The organism is Micromonospora sp. AMSO12t (assembly GCF_008806585.1).
Taxonomy (GTDB): domain Bacteria; phylum Actinomycetota; class Actinomycetes; order Mycobacteriales; family Micromonosporaceae; genus Micromonospora; species Micromonospora reichwaldensis.
The window spans coordinates 1-24,451 of sequence record NZ_WAAS01000086.1 but is presented as its reverse complement, the minus strand read 5'-3'; the positions used below and the strand labels follow the sequence as shown (position 1 = coordinate 24,451).

General features: G+C 72.1%; 23 protein-coding genes. 11 read left to right on the top strand and 12 right to left on the bottom strand.

What is annotated here, in order from left to right:
• Window positions 1-106, bottom strand: a 106-nt coding sequence (locus tag F6X68_RS15360) for an FAD-dependent oxidoreductase (protein ID WP_151454917.1), incomplete at its 3' end; no start/stop codon positions are given.
• A gap of 267 nt (window positions 107-373) precedes the next feature.
• On the opposite strand from F6X68_RS15360, the gene F6X68_RS15355 reads away from it, so the two are divergent.
• Window positions 374-904 (top strand): SRPBCC family protein, encoded by a 531-nt coding sequence (locus F6X68_RS15355; protein ID WP_151454916.1) that lies wholly within the window; start codon window positions 374-376, stop codon window positions 902-904.
• 102 nt (window positions 905-1,006) lie between these two features.
• Here the strand turns inward: F6X68_RS15355 and F6X68_RS15345 are convergent, their stop codons facing one another.
• Window positions 1,007-1,843, bottom strand: coding sequence for a TIGR02452 family protein (locus F6X68_RS15345; RefSeq protein WP_151454915.1), 837 nt, complete (start codon window positions 1,841-1,843; stop codon window positions 1,007-1,009).
• A 92-nt stretch (window positions 1,844-1,935) separates the two neighbouring features.
• Window positions 1,936-3,159, bottom strand: coding sequence for a multidrug effflux MFS transporter (locus F6X68_RS15340; RefSeq protein ID WP_151454919.1), 1,224 nt, complete (start codon window positions 3,157-3,159; stop codon window positions 1,936-1,938).
• 324 nt (window positions 3,160-3,483) lie between these two features.
• On the opposite strand from F6X68_RS15340, the gene F6X68_RS15335 reads away from it, so the two are divergent.
• From F6X68_RS15335 to F6X68_RS15325, 3 genes are all read left to right on the top strand, one after another.
• The gene (locus F6X68_RS15335; RefSeq protein WP_151454914.1) at window positions 3,484-3,864 is read left to right on the top strand and encodes an MmcQ/YjbR family DNA-binding protein; all 381 of its coding nucleotides are present in this window, start codon (window positions 3,484-3,486) and stop codon (window positions 3,862-3,864) included.
• A 274-nt stretch (window positions 3,865-4,138) separates the two neighbouring features.
• On the top strand, window positions 4,139-9,601 hold the full coding sequence (locus F6X68_RS15330) for a carboxyl transferase domain-containing protein (protein ID WP_151454913.1): 5,463 nt from the start codon (window positions 4,139-4,141) through the stop codon (window positions 9,599-9,601).
• Between the two features lie 152 nt (window positions 9,602-9,753).
• Window positions 9,754-10,800 (top strand): nucleotidyltransferase family protein, encoded by a 1,047-nt coding sequence (locus F6X68_RS15325; protein ID WP_151454912.1) that lies wholly within the window; start codon window positions 9,754-9,756, stop codon window positions 10,798-10,800.
• Window positions 10,801-10,984: 184 nt separating this feature from the next.
• On the opposite strand, the gene F6X68_RS15320 is transcribed toward F6X68_RS15325, so the two are convergent.
• Together F6X68_RS15320 and F6X68_RS15315 are read right to left on the bottom strand one after the other, a co-directional pair.
• Entirely contained in the window at window positions 10,985-11,629 is a 645-nt protein-coding gene (locus F6X68_RS15320; RefSeq protein ID WP_151454911.1) for a response regulator transcription factor, read from the bottom strand.
• A gap of 53 nt (window positions 11,630-11,682) precedes the next feature.
• A complete protein-coding gene (locus F6X68_RS15315; protein WP_151454910.1) occupies window positions 11,683-12,789 on the bottom strand; it encodes a sensor histidine kinase in 1,107 nt (368 codons plus the stop codon).
• Between the two features lie 111 nt (window positions 12,790-12,900).
• On the opposite strand from F6X68_RS15315, the gene F6X68_RS15310 reads away from it, so the two are divergent.
• Complete coding sequence (locus F6X68_RS15310; protein WP_225852223.1) at window positions 12,901-13,632, top strand: ABC transporter ATP-binding protein; 732 nt, start codon at window positions 12,901-12,903, stop codon at window positions 13,630-13,632.
• A complete protein-coding gene (locus F6X68_RS15305; RefSeq protein WP_151454909.1) occupies window positions 13,629-14,393 on the top strand; it encodes an ABC transporter permease in 765 nt (254 codons plus the stop codon). Before F6X68_RS15310 ends, F6X68_RS15305 begins: the two co-directional genes overlap by 4 nt.
• Window positions 14,394-14,437: 44 nt before the next feature.
• Here F6X68_RS15305 and F6X68_RS15300 read toward each other — a convergent pair whose 3' ends face one another.
• The 4 genes from F6X68_RS15300 to F6X68_RS15285 all read right to left on the bottom strand — a co-directional run bounded on the left by F6X68_RS15300 (window position 14,438) and on the right by F6X68_RS15285 (window position 19,074).
• Window positions 14,438-15,802: a PQQ-binding-like beta-propeller repeat protein gene (locus tag F6X68_RS15300; RefSeq protein WP_192581416.1), complete on the bottom strand. Its 1,365-nt coding sequence runs from the start codon at window positions 15,800-15,802 to the stop codon at window positions 14,438-14,440.
• 130 nt (window positions 15,803-15,932) lie between these two features.
• Window positions 15,933-17,342, bottom strand: coding sequence for an ABC transporter substrate-binding protein (locus F6X68_RS15295; RefSeq protein ID WP_151454907.1), 1,410 nt, complete (start codon window positions 17,340-17,342; stop codon window positions 15,933-15,935).
• 20 nt (window positions 17,343-17,362) lie between these two features.
• On the bottom strand, window positions 17,363-18,193 hold the full coding sequence (locus F6X68_RS15290) for a carbohydrate ABC transporter permease (RefSeq protein ID WP_151454906.1): 831 nt from the start codon (window positions 18,191-18,193) through the stop codon (window positions 17,363-17,365).
• Window positions 18,190-19,074 (bottom strand): carbohydrate ABC transporter permease, encoded by an 885-nt coding sequence (locus tag F6X68_RS15285; RefSeq protein ID WP_225852222.1) that lies wholly within the window; start codon window positions 19,072-19,074, stop codon window positions 18,190-18,192. The genes F6X68_RS15290 and F6X68_RS15285 overlap by 4 nt, the downstream gene beginning before the upstream one ends.
• 951 nt (window positions 19,075-20,025) lie before the next feature.
• Here F6X68_RS15285 and F6X68_RS15280 point away from each other — a divergent pair.
• Window positions 20,026-20,781 carry an SUMF1/EgtB/PvdO family nonheme iron enzyme gene (locus F6X68_RS15280; protein WP_151454905.1) on the top strand — a complete coding sequence of 252 codons (756 nt, stop codon included), beginning with the start codon at window positions 20,026-20,028 and terminating at the stop codon, window positions 20,779-20,781.
• Between the two features lie 169 nt (window positions 20,782-20,950).
• Here F6X68_RS15280 and F6X68_RS15275 read toward each other — a convergent pair whose 3' ends face one another.
• The gene (locus F6X68_RS15275) at window positions 20,951-21,280 is read right to left on the bottom strand and encodes a hypothetical protein (protein ID WP_132239135.1); all 330 of its coding nucleotides are present in this window, start codon (window positions 21,278-21,280) and stop codon (window positions 20,951-20,953) included.
• 304 nt (window positions 21,281-21,584) lie between these two features.
• Here F6X68_RS15275 and F6X68_RS15270 point away from each other — a divergent pair, with 304 nt between their 5' ends.
• Genes F6X68_RS15270 through F6X68_RS15255 form a run of 4 tightly spaced genes read left to right on the top strand, consistent with a single transcriptional unit; the run spans window position 21,585 to window position 23,809 of the window.
• Entirely contained in the window at window positions 21,585-21,986 is a 402-nt protein-coding gene (locus F6X68_RS15270) for a YbaB/EbfC family nucleoid-associated protein (RefSeq protein WP_151454904.1), read from the top strand.
• On the top strand, window positions 21,973-22,293 hold the full coding sequence (locus tag F6X68_RS15265) for a type VII secretion target (protein WP_151454903.1): 321 nt from the start codon (window positions 21,973-21,975) through the stop codon (window positions 22,291-22,293). The genes F6X68_RS15270 and F6X68_RS15265 overlap by 14 nt, the downstream gene beginning before the upstream one ends.
• A complete protein-coding gene (locus F6X68_RS15260; RefSeq protein WP_151454902.1) occupies window positions 22,290-23,486 on the top strand; it encodes a WXG100 family type VII secretion target in 1,197 nt (398 codons plus the stop codon). The genes F6X68_RS15265 and F6X68_RS15260 overlap by 4 nt, the downstream gene beginning before the upstream one ends.
• On the top strand, window positions 23,486-23,809 hold the full coding sequence (locus tag F6X68_RS15255) for a hypothetical protein (RefSeq protein ID WP_151454901.1): 324 nt from the start codon (window positions 23,486-23,488) through the stop codon (window positions 23,807-23,809). Before F6X68_RS15260 ends, F6X68_RS15255 begins: the two co-directional genes overlap by 1 nt.
• Before the next feature lie 43 nt (window positions 23,810-23,852).
• On the opposite strand, the gene F6X68_RS15250 is transcribed toward F6X68_RS15255, so the two are convergent.
• Together F6X68_RS15250 and F6X68_RS15245 are read right to left on the bottom strand one after the other, a co-directional pair.
• Window positions 23,853-24,104, bottom strand: coding sequence for a hypothetical protein (locus tag F6X68_RS15250; RefSeq protein WP_151454900.1), 252 nt, complete (start codon window positions 24,102-24,104; stop codon window positions 23,853-23,855).
• The gene (locus F6X68_RS15245; RefSeq protein ID WP_151454899.1) at window positions 24,101-24,388 is read right to left on the bottom strand and encodes a DivIVA domain-containing protein; all 288 of its coding nucleotides are present in this window, start codon (window positions 24,386-24,388) and stop codon (window positions 24,101-24,103) included. Before F6X68_RS15245 ends, F6X68_RS15250 begins: the two co-directional genes overlap by 4 nt.
• Between the last annotated feature and the right edge of the window lie 63 nt (window positions 24,389-24,451).

Sequence of the window (24,451 nt, the reverse complement as noted above, 5' to 3'; positions counted from 1 at the left end):
AAGAGACAGCCTCCAGCACCCGCGTCCGCACCCCGGCGCGGGCCAGCGCGAGCGCGGCGGCCAGCCCGGAGAAGCCGGCGCCGACCACGACGACCTCGGTACCCATGCGGCGGCATACCCGTTTACGCCGCCGCCATGACCGCGACGCCGGATCGCGGCAGCCGGCGGAGCGGCGTGCAGCCCCGGCGATCGGGCGGGTCGACCGCCGGCCGTCGCGATGCGCGTCGATCGTCGGCATCGAGACACGTGAGCCTGCGGGGCTGCGCGGTCGGCCCCGGACGGGCCATCCTTGTCCGGTGCGGTGTCGCCCGTCCTGCGACGGTGGGTGCGGCGCGCGGACCGGAAGTCAGTGAAGGACACGAAGGAGGATGCCGTGCGCTACGTCGACGGCCCGGCAGTCGAGTGCGACCTGCACGTGGCAGCCGATCCCGCCCGGGTGTGGGAGCTGGTCACGGACATCGAGCTGCCCGCGCGGTTCAGTCCGGAGCTGCGCCGGGTGCGCTGGCTGGACGGCAGCCAAGGGCCGACGCTCGGCGCCCGGTTCGAGGGGCACAACCACCATCCGGCGCTGGGCGAGTGGCGCACCATCTCGCACGTCGTGCGGTTCGACGCGCCACGGGTCTTCGGCTGGGTGGTGCTCGACCCGGACGACCGCTTCGGCGGCGGCCCCACCGACCTCGACCAACCGGGTGCCACCTGGCAGTACCGCCTCACCGCCGAGGGCGGCGGGTGCCGGCTGTCCCACTCCGTGCGGATCGGCCCCGGCCGCACCGGGCTCAGCCTGGTCATCGACCGGGCCCCGGAGAACGAGGAGCAGGTCATCGCACGCCGGCTGGACGCCCTGCGGGACGCCATGACCGGCACGTTGCAGGGCATCCGGGACCTCGCCGAGCAGCCACGCTGACCACGGCGCCGGCGGGCTGGGCGGCGCCGGCGGGCTGAGGGGCGGTGGCGGGGGCGCCGCCACCGCCGGGCCGGGCCTCGGCGCGGCGTCGGGCCGAACCGCTCAACCCCGACAGGCGTCGCCTGCCGGTCCCGGCGCGGAGGTGCCGAAACGTTCCGCGAACGCGCCGTACACGGGTGTGCCCGACAGGTTGTCGCGGATGGCGAACACCACCCGGTCGAACCGGTCGACCACCCGCAGCGCGTCGGCGAAGGCGTCCGCCACCGTGGCGGGGTCGTTGCGGAACACCCCGCACCCCCACGCGCCCAGCACGATCGTCCGATGCCCGTGCGCGGCGGCCACCTCGAGCACCCGCCGCGCACGCCGGCGCAGCACCGCCGGCACGTCGGGGGCGTGCGCGGGCTGGTTGCGCACGATCGCGCCGAGGTTCGGCGCCGCGGCGGTGAGGAAGGACGTCTGGTACGCCACGTCGAGCAGCCCGCCCTTGTCGTCGCGGAACACCGGCACGCCCGGGGAGTAGATGACCCGGTCGCTGTACCGCAGGTCGCGTTGGCCGCGGTGGAACGCGTAGAAGTCGGGCGCGGCGAGCAGGCACGGGTAGAGCGCCGACGATCGTGCGACGCTCTCCTCCTGCGCCTTCGCCCCGCCGAGGAACCCGCCGCCCGGGTTCTTGGCCGACGCGAACACCAGACACGCCGCATCCGGACCGAGCCGGCGGGCCGCCTGCAACGTCGACTCGTACGTCACCTCGACGTCGCCGGCCCCGACCCGCGTGTCGCCGATCGTGAGCGTCCCGTCGGGAAGGTGGTGGCGGGTGCCGGCGACCGCGGCCTGCACCTGCGCACCGATGACGACCTCGTCGCCGGCGCCGTTGCGGTACCGGCCCGACTCGGCGATAGCCACCGTCTGTCGGGCGATCTCACGAAGGCGGCTGCTCACCGGCGCACCCGGCGCATCCGCCGGCAGGGGGCGTGCACAGCCAGCAGGCTAGGCCGCCACCCGTTCCGCCGACAACTGCTTTCCGAGCCCGCTCAGTGCGCTGCCACGACCACCCCGTCCGGCTCCAGGCCGGCGAGCCGGGACGGTCGCACGACGACGAACAGGACCGCCGTCGCGGCCAGCATGCCCCCCGCGACGACGACGGACATGGCGACCGCGCCGGTGCCCAGGACGCCCACCAGGGGTGCGGCCAGCGCCCCGACGCCGAACTGCACGGCGCCGAGCAGGGCGGAGGCCGTGCCGGCCGCCTCGCCGTGGCGGGACAGGGCCAGGGCCGGCGCGTTCGGCATCGCGAGGCCCGCCGCCGCGAGCACCACCCACAACGACACCAGCAGGGCCGGCAGCCCGCCGAACCCGGTCACGGCGAAGGCGAGCAGTGCCAGTCCGGCCACGCTCCCCGCGGCCAGGGCGACCACGAGGATCCGCTGCGGCGGGTGGCGGCGCAGCAGCCGTACGTTGAACTGGGTCGCCGCGATCAGCCCGACCGCGCCCGCCCCGAAGGCCAACCCGAACTGCTGCTCGTCCAGGCCGTACTGGTCCTGGAAGACGAACGACGACCCGGCGACATACGCGAACAGAGCGGCCATGGCCAGCCCGGCGACCAGGACCAGGCCCACGAACGTGCGGTCGCGCAGCAGCGCGCCGTACACGCCGATGGTCGCGACCACGCCGCCGCGCCGGCGCCGCTCGGCGGGCAGCGTCTCGCGCAGGCCGAACGCGGCGACCACCACGAGCAGCACGCCGAAGGCGGCCAGCGCCACGAAGACGCCGCGCCAGTCCGTCCAGCGCAGCAGCCCGCCGCCGAGGGTCGGCGCGAGGATCGGCGCCGCCCCCATGACCAGCAGCAGCCGGGAGAGCAGCTTCGCGAAGGCCGCACCGTCGAACAGGTCGCGGACGACGGCCATCGCGACCACCGAGGCCGCGGCGACGCCGAGGCCCTGCACCACCCGCAACGCGCCGAGAACCGCGATACTCGGCGCGACGACGCAGAGCAGCGACGCCACGACGTGCAGCGCGATGCCGGCGATCAGCGGCGCGCGCCGGCCGACGGCGTCGGACAGCGGGCCGATCAGCAGCTGGCCGAGGGCGAGGCCCGCCAGCGTGCCGGTGAGGGTCAACTGGACCGCCGCCGACGTGGTCTGGAATTCGTCGACGATCGTGGGAAGCGCGGGCAGGTACATGTCGATGGTCAGCGGACCCACCGCGATCAGCGACCCGAGGACGAGGACGAGCCGCAGGCGTTGCCGGGGGCTCATCAGGTCACCGGGCGTCAGCGGGGCTGCCGGCCCCTGCGGGGCGTCGACGGCGGCCGTCATCGGCTCGCCGCCGGCCGGTCGGTGGGCAGCCGGGCTGGGAAGAGTGCAGGAGTCACATCTGGCTCCAAATCCGGATCCGGTGATCTCATTCCCGCCGGGCGGCGAGGTAACGGAGTTCACAGTCGGGCGGCGGCGGCCGAACGGCGATCGGAGCCGCTGCGCGCGGCCGGGTCCCGCCGGTCGGGCCCTCGCGCCAGCACCATGTTGTCACCCGTGGCAGCTAATCTGCGCGGGTGTGGGAAACGATGGTGCGGAGCGACCCCGATGGCTGACGCCGACGACGTCCGGCACCTGGCGCTGGCGCTGCCGCACGTGGTCGAGATCGACAGCGAGGGCTTCGACTTCCGGGTCGCCGACAAGGGGTTCGTCTGGTCCTACCCCGAGCGCAGACCCGGCACGTCGCGCCTGATCCGGACGGACGTCGCGGTGCTCTACGTCGGCGACGAGGCGGAGAAGCAGGCGTTGCTCCTCGGCGAGCCCGAGGTCTTCTTCACCACGCCCTCGTACGAGGGGCTGCCCCTGGTCATGTTGCGGCTGGCGCAGGTGGACGTCGACCGCCTGACGGAGCTCGTCACCGACGCGTGGCGGATGCGTGTCCCGGGCCCGCTACTCAGCGACGTCGACGGTGGCACCGGTCCCGGCTGAGGCTCCGTCGCGACACCGTTCGACACGAACCCGCCAGTAACATAAGCGCGCCCCGGGCGCATCACCCTCCCACGAAGTGGACGGCCGCAACACATGCCGGGAAACGATCACGGTTGTGTCAGGCGTTTTGGCTGGTCAACGCCGCAACATCGTCCGTTCGCCGAACGGATTCGGACCCCTGACCTTTTGATCCACAGGCACGAGGGTGGACACTGCCGAAGGTGCCGCCGCGTCGCGGCCCGCGCATCATTGGTCTAAAAGGAGGGCTCGATCGGTGTTCAGTCGTGTCGCCATCGTCAACCGTGGTGAGGCCGCCATGCGGCTCATCCACGCCGTACGGGACATCGCCGCGGAGACCGGGACACGGATCGAGACCGTCGCCCTGCACACCGACGTCGACCGTACGGCCACCTTCGTCCGCGAGGCGGACCTGTCCTACGACCTCGGTCCCGCGTCCGCGCGCCCGTACCTCGACCTGAAGGTGCTGGAGCGCGCGCTGGTGGAGAGCGGGGCCGACGCCGCGTGGGTCGGCTGGGGCTTCGTCGCCGAGGACCCGGCGTTCGCGGAGCTGTGCGAGAGGATCGGCGTCACCTTCGTCGGACCGAGCCCGGACGCCATGCGCAAGCTGGGCGACAAGATCGGCGCGAAGCTGATCGCCGAGGAGGTCGGCGTACCGGTCGCGCCGTGGAGCCGTGGCGCGGTCGAGACCCTGGACGCCGCCCTGGCGGCGGCGGCCGAGATCGGCTACCCGCTGATGCTCAAGGCGACCGCGGGCGGCGGCGGGCGCGGCATCCGCGTGATCACCAACGAGGCCGAGCTCGCCGACGCCTACGAGCGCACCAGCCAGGAGGCCGCGCGGGCGTTCGGCAGCGGCGTCGTGTTCCTGGAACGTCTGGTCACCGGCGCCCGGCACGTCGAGGTCCAGGTGATCGCCGACGGCCAGGGCACCGCGTGGGCGCTCGGTGTCCGCGACTGCTCGGTGCAGCGGCGCAACCAGAAGGTCATCGAGGAGTCGGCGTCGCCGGTGCTCGGTCCTGAGCAGACGGCCGAGCTCAAGACGTCGGCCGAACGGCTCGCCGTCGCGGTCGGCTACCGCGGCGCGGCGACCGTCGAGTTCCTCTACCACCCCGGCGACCGGCTGTTCGCGTTCCTGGAGGTCAACACCCGCCTCCAGGTCGAGCACCCGATCACCGAGTCCACCACCGGCTTCGACCTGGTCAGGGCGCAGCTGCACGTGGCGTCGGGCGGGCGGCTCGAGGGCGAGCCGCCGGTGGAGCGCGGGCACGCCATCGAGGCCCGACTGAACGCCGAGGACCCCGACCGCGACTTCGCGCCCTCCCCCGGCCGCATCGCGCGGCTGGACCTGCCCGCCGGGCCGGGCATCCGCGTGGACACCGGCGTCAGCGAGGGCGACACCATCCCCGCCGACTTCGACTCGATGATCGCGAAGATCATCGCGTACGGCCGCGACCGCGACGAGGCGCTCGGCAGGCTGCGCCGGGCGATGGCGCAGACCACGGTGATCATCGAGGGCGGCGCGACGAACAAGAGCTTCGTGCTCGACCTGCTCGACCAGCCCGAGGTGATCGACGCCAGCGCGGACACCGGCTGGATCGACCGCGTCCGGGGCGAGGGCAGGCTGGTCACGCACCGGCACTCCGCCGTCGCGCTGGCGGCCGCCGCCATCGAGGCGTACGAGGAGGAGGAGCGCGTCGAGCGGCAGCGGCTGCTGTCGACGGCGTTCGGCGGCCGCCCGCAGGTGCAACACGAGAGCGGCCGGCCGCTGGACCTCAAGCTGCGCGGCGTCGACTACCGCGTGCGCGTCGCGCGGGTCGGCGCACACCGGTTCCGCGTCGGCGTCGAAGCGGGCGGCACCGTACGCACCGCCGACGTCGAGCTGGACCGCTTCGACCGGCACACCGGGCAGGTCGTCGTCAACGGCACCCGCTACCGCCTGCTCATCGGCACGCACGGGCCGATCCACCTGGTCGAGGTGGACGGCGTGGCGCACCGGGTCACCCGCGACGAGGGCGGTGTCCTGCGTTCGCCCAGCCCCGCGCTGGTCGTCGCCACGCCGTTGAAGGTCGGCGCCGAGGTCGAGGCGGGCGCGCCGGTGCTGGTGCTGGAGAGCATGAAGATGGAGACGGTGCTGCGGGCGCCGTTCAAGGCGCGGCTGAAGGAATGCGTCGTCTCCGTGGGCACCCAGGTGGAGACCGGCGCGCCGCTGCTGCGGCTGGAGCCGCTCGCCGACGACGCCGAGGCCGGGGAGACTGCGGCGACCGAGTCCGTCGAGCTGGACCTGCCCGAAGCGCCCGCCAGGATCCCGGCGCGGGAGCGCGCCACGCGCGGCCAGGAGGACCTGCGGAGCCTGCTGCTCGGCTTCGACGTCGACCCGCACGACGAGCGCCGGCTGCTCGACGACTACCTCGCCGCGCGCCGGGCCGCCACCGAGGACGGTCACCGGCCGCTGGCCGAGGAACTCGGCCTCATCGACGTGTTCGCCGACCTCACCGAGCTCAGCCGCAACCGGCCGACGGGCGAGGACGGCGGCGGCGCCGGCCACGTGCCGAGCGCCCGCGAGTACTTCCACACCTACCTGCAGTACCTCGACGTGGACCGGGCCGGGCTGCCGGAGACGTTCCAGGCCAAGCTCGCCAAGGCGCTCGGGCACTACGGCGTCACCGAGCTGGAGCGCTGCCCCGAGCTCGAAGCCGCCGTGTTCCGGATCTTCCTCGCCCTGCAACGCGCGTCCGCCGACGCCACGGTCGTCGCGACGCTGCTGCGCGCCTGGCTGCGGGAGCCGCCGCCGGACGAGTCGCTGCGCGAGCCCGCCGGTCTCGCGCTGGAGCGGCTGGTGGCCGCGACGCAGGTCCGCTTCCCGGTGGTCTGCGACCTCGCGCGCGGCGTGGTGTTCGCCTGGTTCGCCCAGCCGCTGCTGCGCCGCAACCGCGCCCGCGTCTACGCCGACGTGCGTCGGCACCTACGCCACCTCGACGCGCACCCGGACGCGCCGGACCGCGCCGAGCGCGTCGCCGAGATGGTGCGCTCCACCGAGCCGCTGGTGCGGCTGCTCGGCCAGCGGCTGGTCCGCGACGACGTGGACAACGCGGTCATGCTGGAGGTGCTGACCCGGCGCTACTACGGCAACAAGGACCTCAACCGCGTACGCACCAGCGAGGTCGAGGGCTGCACGTTCGTGGTCGCCGAGCGGACGGGCTCGTGCGTGGTCTCCGCCGCCGTGGGCTTCGACGCGCTGGGCAGCGCGCTGCGCGGCCTCGCTGAGCTGGCGAGCGGCCACGACGCCATCGACGTCGACATCTATCTGGCGTGGGAGAACCAGCCGGCGGACTTCGACGCGATGGCGGCGGCGCTGCACGAGGTCGTCAGCGCGCACCCGCTGCCGAACCAGGTCCGCAGGCTCACCACCACCGTCGCGGGTCGCAGCGGCGCGGTGATGCACCACCACTTCACGTTCCGCCCGTCGACCATCGGGATGATGGAGGAGCGGCTGATCCGCGGCCTGCACCCGTACATCGCGCAGCGGATGCAGATGGAGCGGCTGAGCAAGTTCGACCTCACGCGGCTGCCGTCGTCGGACGAGGAGGTCTACCTCTTCCAGTGCGTGGCGCGGGAGAACCCGTCGGACGACCGCCTCGTCGCGTTCGCGCAGGTGCGTGACCTGACCGAGCTGCGCGAGCACGACGGGCGGCTGGTGGCGCTGCCCACCGCCGAGGACGTCCTCGCCACCTGTCTCGACTCGATCCGTCGCGCGCAGTCGCGGCGGCCGTCGAGGAAGCGCTTCAGCACCAACCGGATCGTGGTCTACGTCTGGCCGCCGAGCGACCTCACCCGCGCGGAGCTGGAGATGATCGCCCGGCGGGTGCTGCCCACGACCGCGGGCGCCGGGCTGGAGGAGATCCTGTTCATCGCGCGGCAGCGCGACCGCCGGACCGGCGAGCTGACCAAGATCGCCGTACGCGTCTCGTTCGACGCCACGGGCGGCACCGCGCTGACCGTCGGCGAGCCGTCGGACGAGCCGGTCGAGCCGCTTGACGACTACCGGCAGAAGGTGCTGCGCGCGAGCAGCCGCAACGCGGTCTACCCGTACGAGCTGACCGCCCTGCTCGGCACCTTCGTCGAGCACGACCTCGACGACGACCACGCGCTGGTCCCGGTCGAGCGGCCGAAGGGGCGTAACAGCGCGGCGATCGTGGCGGGCGTGGTGACCACGCCGACCCGGCGGCACCCGCAGGGCGTCACCCGGGTCGTGCTGCTAGGCGACCCAACGAAGGCGCTCGGCGCGCTGTCGGAGCCGGAGTGCCGCCGCGTGATCGCCGCGCTGGACCTGGCCGAGCGGATGCAGGTGCCGCTGGAGTGGTACGCGCTGTCCGCAGGCGCCCGGATCTCCATGCAGTCGGGCACGGAGAACATGGACTGGGTGGCCGCGGCGCTCAAGCGGATCGTCGAGTTCACCCAGGACGGCGGCGAGATCAACATCGTGGTCGCGGGCATCACCGTCGGGGCGCAGCCGTACTGGAACGCCGAGGCGACGATGCTGATGCACACCAAGGGCATTCTGGTGATGACGCCGGACTCGGCGATGGTGCTCACCGGCAAGCAGTCGCTCGACTTCTCCGGCGGGGTCTCGGCCGAGGACAACTTCGGCATCGGCGGCTACGACCGGGTGATGGGCCCGAACGGGCAGGCGCAGTACTGGGCGCCGAACCTGGCCGCGGCGCGGGACGTGCTGATGGCGCACTACGAGCACACGTACGTCGCGCCCGGCGAGCAGGGGCCGCGGCGGGCGCGGACGACCGACCCGGTCGACCGCGACGTCTCCGCCTTCCCGCACGTCGTGGCGGGCAGCGACTTCACCACCGTCGGCGAGATCTTCTCCGCCGAGGCCAACCCGGACCGCAAGAAGCCGTTCGACATCCGGACGGTGATGCGGGCGCTCTCCGACCAGGACCACCCGGTGCTGGAACGGTGGGCGGGCATGGCCGACGCGGAGACCGTGGCGGTGCAGGACGTACACCTCGGTGGCATGCCGGTGTGCCTGATCGGCATCGAGTCACGGTCGGTGCCGCGGCGCGGCTTCCCGCCCACCGACGGCCCGGACACCTACACCGCGGGCACGTTGTTCCCCCGGTCGTCGAAGAAGGCCGCGCGGGCGATCAACGCGGCCAGCGGCAACCGGCCGCTGGTGGTGCTGGCGAACCTGTCGGGCTTCGACGGCTCGCCCGAGTCGATGCGCAATCTCCAACTGGAGTACGGCGCCGAGATCGGCCGCGCGATCGTGAACTTCCGCGGGCCCATCGTGTTCTGCGTGATCTCGCGGTACCACGGTGGCGCGTTCGTGGTGTTCTCGAAGGCGCTGAACCCGAACATGACCGTGCTCGCGCTGGAGGGCTCGTTCGCCTCGGTCCTCGGCGGCGCCCCCGCCGCCGCGGTGGTGTTCTCCGGCGACGTCAACGCCCGCACCGCGGCCGACCCGCGCGTTCGGGAGTTGGAGGCCCGCGTCGCGGCGGCCTCCGGCACCGAACGCGCGGCGTTGACCGCGGAGCTCGACGAGCTGCGCTCGTCGGTGCGCGTGGAGAAGCTGGGCGAGGTGGCCGCCGAGTTCGACCGGGTGCACAACATCCGGCGCGCGGTCGAGGTCGGCTCCGTCGACGCCGTCATCCGCGCGGCGGAACTGCGCCCGCGCATCATCGACGCCATCGAGGGCCGCCTGCGCTGACGCGGCGACGCGCCACGGCGAGGTCCTCGCCGTGGCGCGTCACGCCGTCCGTCCCTCCGGGCCCTGCCGACCGTCGACCGGCAGCGGATATCGAGAAAATATGGCCGACGACGTCAGCCTCACCGCGATGGACCGATCTCGCGGTGAGGCTGATGATCTTCATGATCGATCTTGATGTCGTGGACCGCCTGCTCGGAGCACCGCCGGACCTGCCCACCTGGCGGGTCGCCGACATGGCCAACCGCAAGGGGATCCTCGCCACCTGGCTCTCCTCCGCGGTGGCCCGGGGTCTCGAGCTCAACGAGGCGGAGGGCGCGTACCTGCGCCGGTGGGAGCAGCGCGTCGAGACCCTCCACGCGACCGGCGCCGAGCTGGCCGGCCGGTACGGGGCGACGGTCCTCAAGGGCCCGTGCATCGCCCGGCACTATCCCCGTGGGCTACTGCGGCAGTCGGGAGACGTCGACCTCTTCGCCCCCAACCAGGACGTCCTGTGGTCCTGCGTACGGGATCTGGTCGACCGTTGGGGGGCCGTACCTCAGGCGGTCAGCATCCTGGAGGGGCTCGACGAGCCGCACGTCGGCGTGGCGATGAAGTGGCCCGCGACCGAGCCGCACCTCGACAAGCCGATGGGCGCCGACGTCACCACGTTCACCTTCGCCGGCGACCTTCGTGGCGTCCCGGTGCGCGTCGCGCCGGTGGAACAGGACGACCTGTGCGGGCTCTTCGCCGTGGCCGAGGAGCGGTTCCAGCGCAAGTTCCGGATCAAGGACCTGCTGGACCTGCTGGTCCTGGCCGAAGCCCTGGAGCAGCGGCTGGGCGACGACCTGACCGAGGTGATCTGCGAACACGCAGTGCGCCTGGCACTCGCCCCCGAGCTGCGTCAGCTCGTCGTCCGTACGGATGAGTGGGTGAGCGTGTCCGAGCGCTGGCGGCGCACCGCCGACGCGCTCCGGCCGCTGGCGCGCCGGGAGAAGGACATGCGCCGCCCCGGCCGGCAGGGCGTACACCGGCTCAGTTTCGGATTTCCGCTCGACGAGCGGCCCGGCGCCGCCTCCCGTGTGGACGTCCACCGCAGGGCCGGCAGCAGCCTGGTGACGACGCCGGTCGGCACCTGCCTGCTGACAGAACGGCTGGTCGTGAACGAGGACGAGCTGACGGACGCCCTCGAACACGCCCGGTCTCTGACCACCACCAGTTGAGAGGAGGTGCACAGATGCGTCACATCATCCTGGGTTCGTTCCGCGTCAAGCCGCGGCCGTCCGCCGCCGCCAAGTAGCAGGTAGTTCCGGTGTGGTCCCCGGCCAGTGCAGGCCGGGGACCACAGCGTCGGATCCCCCACCGCGTGACGACCGGACGCACCGGCGGACGGGTCCCCCGTCAGCTCTACCGCAGGACGCCCTCGTGCAGCGCCCGCAGCACCGCGTTGGTGCGGTCCCGGGCGCCGAGCTTCAGCAGGATCGCCGACACGTGGTTCTTGACCGTGCCCTCCGCGAGGAAGAGCAGGCCGGCGACCTCCCGGTTGGTGTAGCCCTCGGCGACCAGCCGCAGCACGTCCAGCTCCCGCTCGGTGAGCTCCTGCGACGGCGGGGCGCTCACCCCGACCGGGGACGGCGCCGAGCGGATGGCGCGCAGGAGCCGATCGGTGATCGACACGGCGATGAGCGTTCCGCCCGCGGCGAGGGTCTCGACCGCCCGGGTCAGCTGCTCCAGCGTGACGTCCTTGAGCAGGTAGCCCCGCGCCCCGGCGCGCAGCGCGTCGAGGACGAGGGTGTCGTCGTCGAAGGTGGTGAGCACCAGCACCGGCACGTCCGCCCCGCGCTCGCGGAGCCGTCGGAGGACCCAGATGCCGTCCCGGCGCGGCATGCGCAGGTCGAGCAGGACGACGTCGGGCCGGGTCGCGTCGATCGCGGCCAGGGCGGCCTCGCCGTCGTCGGCCTCGCCGACCACCTCGATGCCCGCAATGTCGAGCAGGGTGCGGATGCCCTGCCGGACCAGCGTCTGGTCGTCGACCACGACCACCCTGGTCACGCCGGCACGCCGGTCGTCTCGGCCGCACGCGTCGGCCGGATCGAGCATGCCGGTCACCGGGCCGGCATCCGGGCGGTCACCCGGAAGCCCGCGCTGCCGTCGTACGCGATCTCCCCGCCGAGTGCCGCGAACCGCTCCGCGAGGCCCCGCAGGCCGTTGCCGGGGACCACGCCCCGCGCGCCCTGCCCGTCGTCGACCGCCGTCAGTCGGATCGCCGCACCGTGGCGGACGATCGTGACTCGCAGCTCGCCCGCGCAGGCGTGCCGCAGGGTGTTGGTGATGATCTCCTGTACGGCCCGCACGAGCGCCGCGGTCTGTTCCTCGTTCGGCTCGACGTCCTCGCCCACCTCGACCGTCACGTCGAGCCCGGGGATGTCGCGGCCGACGTCGCGCAGCGCCTCGGCGAGGTCGGCGGCGGACCCGGCGCGCAGCGCGCTGACGGTGTCGCGCACGTCGGCGAGCACCTCCCGGGCCACCCGGCCGGCCCGTTCGACGTGCTCCCGCGCCGGGTCGCCCGCACGGTGCCGGGCCGCCTCCAGCTCCAGGGTGAGGACGGTGAGCTGGTGACCGAGCAGGTCGTGCAGCTCACGGGAGATGCGCAGGCGTTCCGCCGTGCGGGCGGACCCGGCCAGCAGCAGGCTGGCCGCCCGCAGCTCCACGTGCGCCCGGGCCAGTTCCCGACGGTGCTGCTGCTCCCGGCGGACCGCGGTCACGCTGAACGTCGTGGCGATCTGGATCAGCCCGTAGAACACCCCGGACACGAGTGGCGCGACCGGGTCGTCGTGGACCCGGCCGACGGTCAGGGCGATAACGGCCGTGTTCAGCGCCACCACCAGCAGGTTGACCGGCAGCCGGAGGGTCTCCGGCCCGAGCGCGGCGATCACCACCAGCAGGATCGGCAGCATGCCGGCGCGGGGGGCCGTCGCGACCACGCCCCAGCCGGCGACCACTGCCGTGCCGTAGGCCGCCCACCTCGTCCGGGGTGCTCCCCATTCGGCCACGGCGCCGAGCGCCGCGCCCAGGGTGACGACGAAGAGCCCCACCCACACCGGCGCCGGGATGTCCGGCTCGACCAGGCCGAGCATCACCGGCGACCCGACGCCCACGCACACGACGAGCATCACCAGGCCGGACCACTCATCGAGCCCGAGCCGCCGCATGCGGCAACCCTAGCCGCCGCGGCCGGCGAGCCACGGGTGCCAAAAGTCATGGGCGGCGGGGCTGACCTCCGGCACAGGCGGCGGGCGGTGGCCCCGACCAGCATGGAGGGCATGAGCCAACCCGCCATCGAGGTCGAGAACCTTTACAAACGGTACGGCGACGTCGTCGCCGTCGACGACGTCAGCCTGACGGTGGCCCCCGGTGAGGTGCTGGGCGTCCTGGGCGTCAACGGGGCCGGCAAGACCACGATGATCGAGCTGATCGCCGGCCTGCGGGTCCCCGACCGGGGACGCGTCCGGGTGCTCGGGCTGGACCCGCGCCGGGACCGCGCCGCCGTACGTCAGGTGCTCGGCGTGCAGTTGCAGCAGGCCGAGCTGCACGCGGCCCTGACCGTCGGCGAGCTGCTCGGCCTCTACCGCAGCTTCTACCCCGATCCGCGCCCCGCCGACGAACTGCTCGACCTGGTCGAGCTGCGGGGGCAGGCCCGGACGCGGTTCGAGAAGCTCTCCGGCGGGCAGCAGCAGCGCCTCTCCATAGCCCTCGCCCTGGTCGGCCGACCGCGGGTGGTGATCCTCGACGAACTCACCACCGGGCTGGATCCCCGTGCCCGCCGGCGCATCTGGGCGGGTGTGGAGGGGCTGCGCGACGAGACCGTGCTGTTGGTCAGCCACGCCATGGACGAGGTCCAACGGCTCTGCGACCGGGTCGTGCTGCTCGACGCCGGCCGGATCGTCGCCCTGGACACCCCGACCGGGCTGGCCGCCAGGGCCGGCGCCGCGAACCTGGAGGAGGCGTTCGTCCGCCTCACCGGCAAGGAACTCGTCACGGAGGAGGACGCATGAACGAGGTGACCGTACGACGACCCGGGGCAGGCTCGTGGCTGGCCCTGATCGGGTGCGAGGCGAAGATGGTCGTCCGGGACACGGCCGGGCTGGTCGTACCGATAGGGCTGCCGCTGTTGATCCTGGTCATGAACGCCGCTGCCGCCGGTGACCAGGAGGTTGCCGGCGGGCGCTCGGCGCTGGACCTCTTCGTCCTTCCGCTGGTCTTCACCATCGTCCTCGCCACGATCGGCATCGTGAACATGCCGAGTTTCCTGGCCTACTACCGCCGCAGCGGGGTGCTGCGCCGGCTCGCGGTCACCCCGGCGTCGCCGGCGATGGTGCTCGTCGCCCAGCTGGTGGTGAGCCTGGCGCAGGTGCTGGTGGGGATCGGGCTGGCGTACGCCGTCGCCGTCGTCGGCTTCGGCGCACGTCCGCCGGCCCACGTCGGCATGGCGCTCGCCGTGGTCGGGCTCTCGGTGGCCGCGATGTACGGGCTGGGCATGATCGTCGCCTCGGTGGCGCCCACCCCGAACTCGGCGGTCGCCATCGGCCTGATCGCCTTCTTCGCCCTCGGGGCCGTCGGCGGGTTGTTCGGCGGCACCGCCTCCCTGCCGGAACCGGTGGCCCGGGCCGCCTCGTGGCTGCCGTTCGGCGCCACCGTCGAGGCGCTCTCCAGCGCCTGGGCGGGGGCCTCGGTCGACGCGTCGAACCTGGCGGGTCTGGCGATCACCGCAGTCGTCGGTGCGACCGTCGCCGCGCTCCTGTTCCGCTGGAACTAGTGCGTAAGCGCGGCGGGCGGCCCGGGACCGGCCCGCCGCGCCGGTCAGAAGACGTACAGGTCCAGTGCGATCCCGTCCGAGCCTCCGGAGTGGCTCACCGCGACCCAGTCGTCCCCGGCGCCGGCGAGCCAACCGGCGTACCGGCCGAGCTGGCGACCGGTCGACACGTCGTGGACGAGCACGACCGGTCGTTCCTGCACCGCGCCGCTGACCGCCACGAGGCGTCCGGTCACGCTCGACCGCCAGCTCGCCGAGGTGCCGGACAGTCCCGGGTCCGGCGCGCTCCACCGCGTCGCGCCGGTGGCCATGTCGAGCAGGGCCAGCTCGCCCTCGTCGGCGGTGCGCCGCACCAGCACGGACCGGTCGTCCCCGTCGATCGGCACGCCGGGGGCGACGCCCTCCCACTGCGTTTTACCGGTCCGCAGGTCGATCATCTGCGGCCGGCCGGCGTCCGTGACCGCGACGAGCCGGGTGCCGGCCCCGATCAGGGTCAGCCCGCTGCGGTCGTGCGCCAGTCGCTTGGCACACTCGCCGTCCTCGCGTCGCCCGCTGAAGACCTCGCCGGACCAGCCTCCGGCGCCGGTGGCCGCGTCGACGGTGGCGATGCTGACCGTGCACCGCCGGTCGCCCCGGGGCGGATCGTTATCGGTGGTCACCAGCAGGCCGTCGGCGACAAAGCCGTACCAGGCCCGGCTCGGCAGGCGTCCGGCGCCGACCTTGCCGGTGGTGGGTGCGACGCTCGTGTAGGTTCGCCCGTTCAGCCGCACCGACACGTACCGCTGGGTGGGCGCGGCGTACGGCGCGCGGACGCCGAGCGCCTCGTCGCTGACCCGGGCGAACCGGTCGGCGGGCAGTTTCCACAGTTGGCGACCGTCGCGGACGTCCCGGGCGATGACGACGCACTTCGCGGACTGTCCGGTGCCGACGCACTCGCGGTCGTACACGACCTGCTGCTGGACGACGACGTCCTGGGTGTCCTCGGTCCGCCAGCGGGTGGCGCCGGTGGCCGCGTCGAGCACCTCCAGCAACCCTCCGTTGCTGGCGCTGAGCACGAGCAGGTCGCCGGCGACCGCGTACTGGTAGGCCATCGGGAACGGGCGACGCCAGCGGTCCTGCCCCGTCGCGCGGTCCACCGCCCGCAGTTCCCGCCCGTCCGGCACGACGACGACCTGGCCGAGCTGCGTCAACGGCTGGTCGAGCCGCCTGGCCGTCACCGACCAGGTGGGCTCCGGGCCCTCCCCCTCCGCTCCGGTCCCGCCGCCGCGCAGGCTCTCCTGGGTCACCGCGATCCCCGGCGCCGGCCGCTCGGGCGGCTCCGCCCGTGGCGCGGTGCAGGCGGCGAGCCCGACGAGCAGGCTCAGGGCCGCCCCTGCGACGCACGAACGGGGCGGGCGGTGCGACGGTGACAACGGTCTCTCCCTCGATCGGTGGCAGAGCCCACCATAGGATCCGCCCGCACCCCACGACCTGGGGGTGGCAGCGGAGAAGGGCCAGTCCCGGCGGGACTGGCCCTTCTCGACGATCAGCGCGGTGCGGTGGTCAGCTGACCGACTTGTTGTAGCTGTCGATGGCGCCCTGCACGCTCGCCGCGGCGTCCTTCATGGCCTGCTCGGCCGGCTTGCTGCCCACGATGGCCGCCTCCAGGCCGTCCTCGGAGGCCTTGCGGGCCTGCGGCATCACGCCCAGCAGGCAGCCGGCCGACGCGACCGACGGCGGCAGCGCGTGCAGCTGGTCGACGGCGGTGCGGAACTGGGGGAACTTCGCCATCCAGTCCTTGTCGATCTGCTCGTCGAGCGCCTTGGCGTTGATCGGCACGTACCCGGTGCTGGTGTGCCACTTGGCCTGCTCGACCGGACCGGAGGCGAACTTCACGAACTCCCAGGCGGCCCGCTTCTCCTTGTCGTTGTGGCCGACGCCGTTGATCCACAGCGACGCGCCACCGATGATCGGTCCGCCCGTGGAGGAAGCGCTCACCTTCGGGTACGGGGCGGTGAGCACGGTGAACTTGCCCTTCGCGGCGTCGACGTAGCCGCGCAGCACGCTGGTGGACTCCAGGTGCATGGCGACCGTGCCCGACTTGAAGGCGGCCTGGGCGTCGTCGGTCTTGCGGCCGGTGTTCGTCGCGTAGCCGCCCTTCACCAGGTCCGTCCACCACTGCGCGACGCGCACGGCCGTCTCCTGGTCGAACTGCACCTTCGTGGCCAGGCCGCTGCGCCCGTTGCCCTTGTCGCAGTACTCCTTGCCGTCGGTGGCGAGCAGCTGCTCCACCAGCCAGCCGTAGATGGCGGCGTTGAAGCCGTACTGGACGGTCTTGCCGCTGGCGTCCTTGACCGTGAGCTTCTTCGCCAGCTCGCCGATCTCGTCGAGGTTCTTCGGCGGCTTCGTCGGGTCGAGCTTGGCCCGCTCGAACGCCTCCTTGTTCAGGTACAGCAGGGGCGTCGAGGAGTTGAACGGCATCGACCAGAGCTTGCCGTCGACCGAGTAGTAGCTGGCGATGTTCGGCTCGATGTCGCCGGCGTTGAAGCCGTCCTTCTCGATGAACTTGTGCATCGGCACGACCTGCTTCGAGTCGACCATGAAGCGGCTGCCGATGTCGTAGATCTGCACCAGGGCCGGCGTGCTCTTCTGCTGCACCGACGCCTTGTACTTCGCGATCGTCTCGTCGTAGCTGCCCTGGAAGACCGCCTTGACCTCGACCTTGCCGCCGCTCTGGGCGTTGAAGTCGGCCACGAGCTTGTCGACGGCGGTGGCGTTGGCCCCCTTCATCGCGTGCCAGAACTCGATCGTGGTCTTGTCCGTGGCCTTCTCCAGCACCTCGGCGCCGGGCGCGTCGAGCGCGCCGCTGCCGCCGTCGGTGCCGGACCCGGAGTCGCCGCAGGCCGTGAGCGCGGCGGCGGCCACGACGGCGACGAACGCCGCCGCGGTCCGACGGAGCCGAGGTCTTCTCATTGCTTCTCCTTCTCGATGGTTCAACGCAGCGCCCCGGCGGTCAGCCCGCGGACGATGTAGCGCTGGCCGAAGATCACGACGGCCAGCGTGGGAAGCAGCGACAACGCGACGCCGGCGAGGACGAGGCCCGGCTGCGCCGCCTCGGCGTCGTTGAGCTGGGAGATGCCGATCTGCAGCGTCTGGAACTCGGTGTCGCGGATCAGGATCAGCGGCCAGAAGTACTGGTTCCACGCCGAGAGGAAGACGTAGACCCCGACCGCCGCGATGGAGGGCTTGGACAGCGGCACGATGACCCGCCACAGCAGCCGCCAGTGGCCGCACCCGTCGATCACCGCGGCGTCGCGCAGCTCGGTCGGGAACTGCAGGAACGCCTGCCGCAGCAGGAACGTGCCGAACGCCGAGGCGAGGAAGGGCAGCACCAGACCGAGGTACGTCAGCCCGCCGCGCGTCAGGCCCCAGTCGGAGATGGCCAGGTAGTTGGGGATGATGATCGCTTCCCACGGCACCATGAGGGTGGCGAGGAAGAGGCTGAACGTCGCCGCCTTCGCCGGCAGGCGCAGGAACGCGAAGGCGTACGCGGCGAAGATGCTGGTGACGACCTGCGCCACGGTGATGATCCCGGCCTGCACGGCGGAGTTCGCGTAGAAGCGGCCCAGCGGCACCGAGCGGAACACGTCGGTGATGTTCTGCCAGTGCAGCGCGCTCGGCACCAGCGCGGGCGGATAGGTCGCCAGGTCGCCGGGGCCCATTACTGCGCCGACGAACCCGTAGTAGACCGGGAACAGCACGGGGATCGCGGCCAGGCCGAGCACGACGTAGACGGCGACCCGGCCGAGGTTGAGCTTTTTCATCGGTAGTGGACCCGCCGTTCGAGGACGCCGAATTGGACGGCCGTGCAGCCGAGCATGATGACCAGCAGCACGACGGCCTGCGCGCTGGCCGCGCCGAAGTCGGAGGAGCCGAAGGCGAACGCCTTCTCGTAGATCGAGTAGACCAGCGTCGTGGTGGCCTGGTCCGGCCCGCCCTTGGTCAGGATGTGGATCTGCCCGAAGCTCTGCAGGGCGTGGATTGTGGACACCACGACGAGGAAGAACAGCTGCGGGGAGAGCAGCGGCACGGTGATCCGCGTCGCCAGCCGCCACCCGGTCGCGCCGTCCAGCCGCGCCGCCTCGACCACCTCCGGCGAGATCGCCGAGACCCCGGCGGAGAGCACGAGGATGTTGTAGCCGAAGTTCATCCACACCGTCGCGGCGCAGACGGCGGGCAACGCGATCGACGGGTCGGTGAGCCAGTTGACCCGGTCGAAGCCCAGGGAGCCGAGCAAACCGTTCGCCACCCCGATCGCCGGGTTGTAGATGACGGCGAAGATGACCGACGCGGTCGCCACCGAGAACGCGAACGGCAGGGCGAACGCGGTGCGCAGCGCCCGTACGCCCCGGATGCGCGCCTCCAGCAGCAGCACCACGAAGAGCGCGCCCAGCACGGCCGGCACCACCGAGAAGAGCGTGAACAGCGCCGTCGTGGCCAGCACCTTGCCGAACTCCCCGGACAGCATGTCCCGGTAGTGCGCCGCGCCGACGTACTCCGACGCGGCGCCGAAGATGTCGTTGCCGTGCACCGACAGGTACAGGGTCCGCCCGAGCGGCCAGAACACGAACAGGGCGAAGACCCCCACCGAGGGCAGCAGCATCAGCCACGCGAGACCGGACTCGCTGAAGCGTGCGCGCCGCACCTGTCGGGCGGTGGAGGGCGTGGATTCTGAGGTCAGGGAGCGGTCGCCCGGTGGCGCGCCGACAGTGGCAGGGGGAGGCACCGCAGCACCCTACCAACGACATTGAGGGATAGACATCATTCGGGCGGGATGTGCCGTCAGCGCGGGGGCAGGAGCCGCGAATATCTCGGCTCTTGACGCAAACGGGCAGCCCGGGCGTGGTCGAGCCCCTACGGTCGGTTGTCGACACCGCGTCCCGACACCACCGGCCCGAGGAGCCAGACCATGCAGACGATCGCGGCCGGTGGCCCGCAACGTGCCCGTTGCGGATTGGACGCGCCGCGGGGGGTCCGGCCCGGTCCCACCGATGCCGAGCACCCCTGCGGTACGTGACCGTGCCGGCAGGCCACTCCGACGATCACGGCGACCGCCACCGCCGGCCCGAGGACGGACGTGCGTCCGCGCGGAACCGGCGAGAGAAGGATTCCCGTCTCGACGACCTCACTCACCGGCTCGACAAGCCGATGGGGATCCTCGGCGTGCTGTTCCTGCTGCTGGTGCTCGTACAGTCGTTCACCCACGACGAGGCACTCAGCAGCGTCCTCACGGTCGCCAGCTGGATCCTGTGGGCCGTGTTCGTGGCGGAGTTCGTCCTGCGTGCCTGGCTGGCCCGGCACCGTGCCCGGCAGTTCTGGAGGCAGAACTGGTGGCAGGTGATCTTCCTCGCCGTACCCTTCCTGCGGTTCGCCCGCGCGGCCATCGCGCTTCGGGCGGCCCGGGGAGCCGGAGTGGTCGCCGCCGCCGTACGCGGCTCCCGCTCGGCGGGCCGACTGCTCACCGACCGGCTGGCCTGGCTCGCCGTCGTGACGGTGACGGTCATCGTGACCGCAGGGCAGTTGCTGACAGTGACCGGCGCCTACCGGAACCACGGGCAGGCCCTGCACGACGCCTCGGCTGCTAGCGTTCGGCGCCATGTGGGCCGAGGAGATTGTGGCCGGGCGTCCGGCCTGGCGGCACACCGCGTCGGGCGTGCTGTTCCGGGAGGTGCCCGGCGGCACGTTCCGCATGGGTCTGTCCGAGGCGGAGTTGGAGGCCGTACGTGCCATCGAGCGCGACGGAGGAGTCGAGGACACGCTCGAGCCCTTCTTTGCCGCCGCCAAGGACGCCCAGCCCGTGCGTGAGGTGCGGGTCGAACCGTTCCTGATCGCCTGGCACCCGCTGACGGTCGCGCAGGTCCGGCACTGGCTGCCCGACTACGAGGACGACTACGCCGACGAGGACACCACGACGGCCCGGCTCGAGGACGACCTGGACGACCTGCTCGACGCCCTGCCGTTCCGGCTGCCCAGCGAGGCCGAGTGGGAGTACGCGGCCCGCGCCGGCACCACCACGCTGACGTTCCGCGGCGACGACAAGCCCGACGAGGACCAGATCCTCGACGACTTCAGCGACGAGGAGCGCACGGCCGGCGGGGAGAACGCCTTCGGTCTGGCGGCGATGGGCTCGGCTGGCGAGATCTGCGCCGACGTGTGGATCCCTGGCTTCGTGGACGCGCCGGCGGATACCCGGCCACGCACCGGCGACGGGCCCCGCGTCGTACGCGGCGGCGCCGCCGACCTCCACCCGTGGCAGGGCTGCGACGAGTGGCTACTGCTGCTCTCTGCCACCCGGTACGAGCACTCCCAGTTCACCGCGGTCCGCCCGGCCGCACCGCTGCCGTCCCGGTAGGCCGCGTCCTGGCTGGCCGACGGATTCGCGAAGAAGCCCACAGCCGTACGCCCGTCGACCGTGGGCCGCGACGGCACCATCCTCGTCGTCCGCGCCGCCGAACGGCGACGCTGAGCACGCCGCCGGCAACACCCCGAGATGTACGCGAGCCCGCGAACGCAGCCAGCCGTCACTCCTCGGCGTCGGACGATTCCTCGTCGGGCGGCAGCACCGACGCATCCGGGCGCAGCGGGGCGGGCGTGGGCAGGGCACCGAGGCCGACACGCTCCAACTCCTTGTGCAGGCTGCCGCGCAGTTCCTTCACCACGTCCTCCCGGGCCTGCCGATAGGCCAGCTGTGCAGCTGCACGCGCCGCGTGACCTGCATGCCGGTAGCCACCCCACCATTCCAACCGCCGATAGGTCCCGTTCTCATTCCTGATACGTACGACCCAGAAGGTCGAGCCGTGCTTGCGCACCGTCCAGTAGCTGCCGTCGGCGGTGTAGCTCCCGTATGCCATGCCTCCAACCTATCGATCGTCCACACTTCAGGCCTCAGCTGTCTGTCTACAGTAAATTGCTCGCTACGCCGACCAAGATTGCAATCCAGCCAATTCCCGAAAGGAAAGCAAGGCGGCGGTCGCCGAAAGGGGCACGGCCGGATCCGCCGTGAGTCGGAAGATGCCCCGCCATTGCAGGACCGTCGAGCAGCACGGCAGATGCCGCAGCAGGACAACCTCAGCGGAACACCACGCAGCGCCACCGATTGGTAGCGTGACGGCGACACCGACCAGTCGGCGTCGATGCCCCTGGGGAGGGTCAGGCATGTGGGCGGACGAAGCCGCGCTGGACGAGGCAACGCGCCGGCTCGACGACTGGGAAGCGTCCATCGCGGACCGGGCGGCCCGGGCCAAGGAGCTGGCTTCGCGGGTTCAGGCAATGCGAGGCACGGCGACCAGCCCCGATCGGACGATCGAGGTCACCGTCGACTCGTCGGGCCTGCTGGTCGACCTGCGGCTGGACGAACGCACCCGACAGCACTCCGCAGCGCACACCGCCCGGCAGATCCTGGCGACCACCCGAGCCGCTCATGCCGATCTGCTGAGCAGGATCACCGAGGCGACCACGGGCATCCTCGGTGCCGAGGATCCGACAGCGGTGGCGCTTGTCGAGTCGTACCGCCGCCGGCTGGATCCCGGCCAGGGCACACCGGATGCCCAGCGCTGACGGCATCCGGGTCGACCCCGACGACCTGACCCGCCACGCCGCGCGCCTCGACCGCCGCGCCGACAGCCTCGACACCGCCCGCCAGGCCGGCCAGCACGTCCGGTTGGGTGCCGAGGCGTACGGGCGGCTCTGCGCGATCATGCCGGTGGTGCTCGACGGCCTCCAGCAGACCCTGGTCCAGGGCATCGGCACCGCGGCCGGCTCGGTGCGCGACACCGCCGACAGACTGCGGACCGGCGCCGACCGCTACCGGGCCGCCGACGCTCGGGCCGAGCGGTCGCTACAGCGGATACGGCACAAGGAGTGACCACCAACCCGCTCGTCGCCACGGCCGCCGAGACCCCACCCAGCGCCTGGGCCGGCATCTGGATCTGCGAGGACATCGAGCTCATCGCCCAGGGCGTCCGCAACGGCAGTTGGATCGACGGCACCCTCGGCGTCGTGAGCGCCGGCCTGGACGCTCTCGCCTTCGTCTCCGATCCGGTCGGCGCGCTGCTCCAGTACGGCATCGCCTGGCTGATCGAGCACGTCAAGCCGCTCAGCGAGGCACTGGACTGGCTCGCCGGCAACCCGGCGCAGATCACCGCCCACGCCCGGACCTGGCGCAACGTCGCCGCGTCGCTGCGTAGGGAAGCCGCCGACCTGGCCACCGCCGTCCGTACCGACGTCGCAAGCTGGGGTGGCGGCGCCGGCCCCGCCTACCGGGCCTGGGCCGCCGAGCAGCAGCAGGCCATCGGCGGCCTGGCCCAGGGCGCCGACACCCTCGCCGCCATCACCGAGGGCGCGGCCGGCCTGGTCGCCGCCGTCCGGCTGCTGGTCCGCGACGCCATCGCCACCTGCGTCTCCCGGCTCATCGTGTACGCCGGCGAACTGGTCGTCACCGGCGGGTTCGCCGCGCCGCTGGTGGTGGAGCAGGTGACGACGTTGGTGGCGTCGTGGGCGGGGCGGATCGCGCGGCTCCTGCGAGGGCTGCTGGCGAGCCTGCGGCGACTGATGCCGGAGATCCGGCGGCTCGGCAACCTGATCGAGAAGCTGAAGCAGGCGCTGGGGCGGCTTGCCAGCAGCCGACCAGGCAGATCCGGGGACGACACCTCGACTCCCGGGACGCCTCATGAGCCCCCCGCTCGACACGCCAGCGAGGAAGAACGCGTCCATGCGCTCGGCATGGACCCGGCGACCGGGAAGTTCAGGCCAGGCGAGGCCGAAACCGCGGTACGGCTGGAACAACTCCTCGGCGTTCAACTCAGTCGCGCCCCTGCGGATTCCTCGGCCGACTGGGTCGACGACGCGGGGCGAACATATGATGCCGTCGGTAACTTCCCCGGCCAGTTCTTCGACCGGCAGTGGCCGCAGCTTCAATATCAAATCGAACGACACCTGGACAAGGCTGACCTCGTGCCCGTTGACGTCTCGAAGTTCTCGGTCGAGCAGACAGCTAAGATCGAGCAGTTCATAGCGGACCGTGATCTCGGTCCACGGGTATTCATCGTGGGGAACTGATGGCCGGCCTGATCGTGCTGAAGCCCGGGGTCGACTGGACCGCCACCGGTGGTCTCTTCGACTGGACTCTGGAGTTCTTGGTCGAACGGCTCACCGACCGGGAAGCTGCCGACCACCTACAAGAAATCATCGACAACAACCTCGGGTCTCTCTGGATCGACCAGTTACCCAGAGAGGCTCAGCACGAGATCGTCCGCCACTGGCGAAGCGGGCTCATCAAGGCCGGCGAGCAGCAACTTCCGGAGACGGACCACAAGGCCTCGGTCATCCGACACCTCCAAGAGCTCGTGGACGCGACCTACTCCGCTGGCTATCCCGAGTAGCGAACCTGCTCGACTTAAAATCACCCGGCGTTGGGTCGAATGCTCACCGGGGCAGGCGGCGGGAGCAGGCACCGTCGTGGTCGGCACGGAGCAGGCAGCGCCGGCCGCCGGGCATGCGTAGGTCACAGAAGACCCGGTGGCGTACGTGCTGGTTGTCCTCTTCCGAAACGGTGCTCTCCCCCGGATCGGTCTGCGGCAGCACCAGCAGCCAACGGCTGATCACCCGGGCCAGCCGCTGCGCGGCCGGCAGGTCGGCGGCGGCGACGGGCAGGTGAATGACGTACCGCTGGGTCATGCGTCGTGTCCCCGGTCGGCGCGGGCGCGGGCCTGCTCGGACCGCCAGCGGCGCAGCGCGTCCTTGAGGACGGCGGCCTCCCGGCGGCTGGCGGCCAGGGCGGCGTAGACGTTGGCCATGTCGCCGGCGACGCGGTCGAGGAAGTCGTAGACATCAGCCGGTTCCAGGCCGCGGCGTCCGAGCCCGACCGGCTTGAAGCGGCGCTCGCGCACCTGCCACGGCAGCAAACTGGTGTACGCCGAGGAGCGGTAGGTCGCTCCCGGTCGCTGGTTGCGGACGCTCATCTGCTGCCTGCCTCTCCCTCGTGGACTGGAAGGGGTGGCCCGTCCGCCCTCCCCGCACGCACG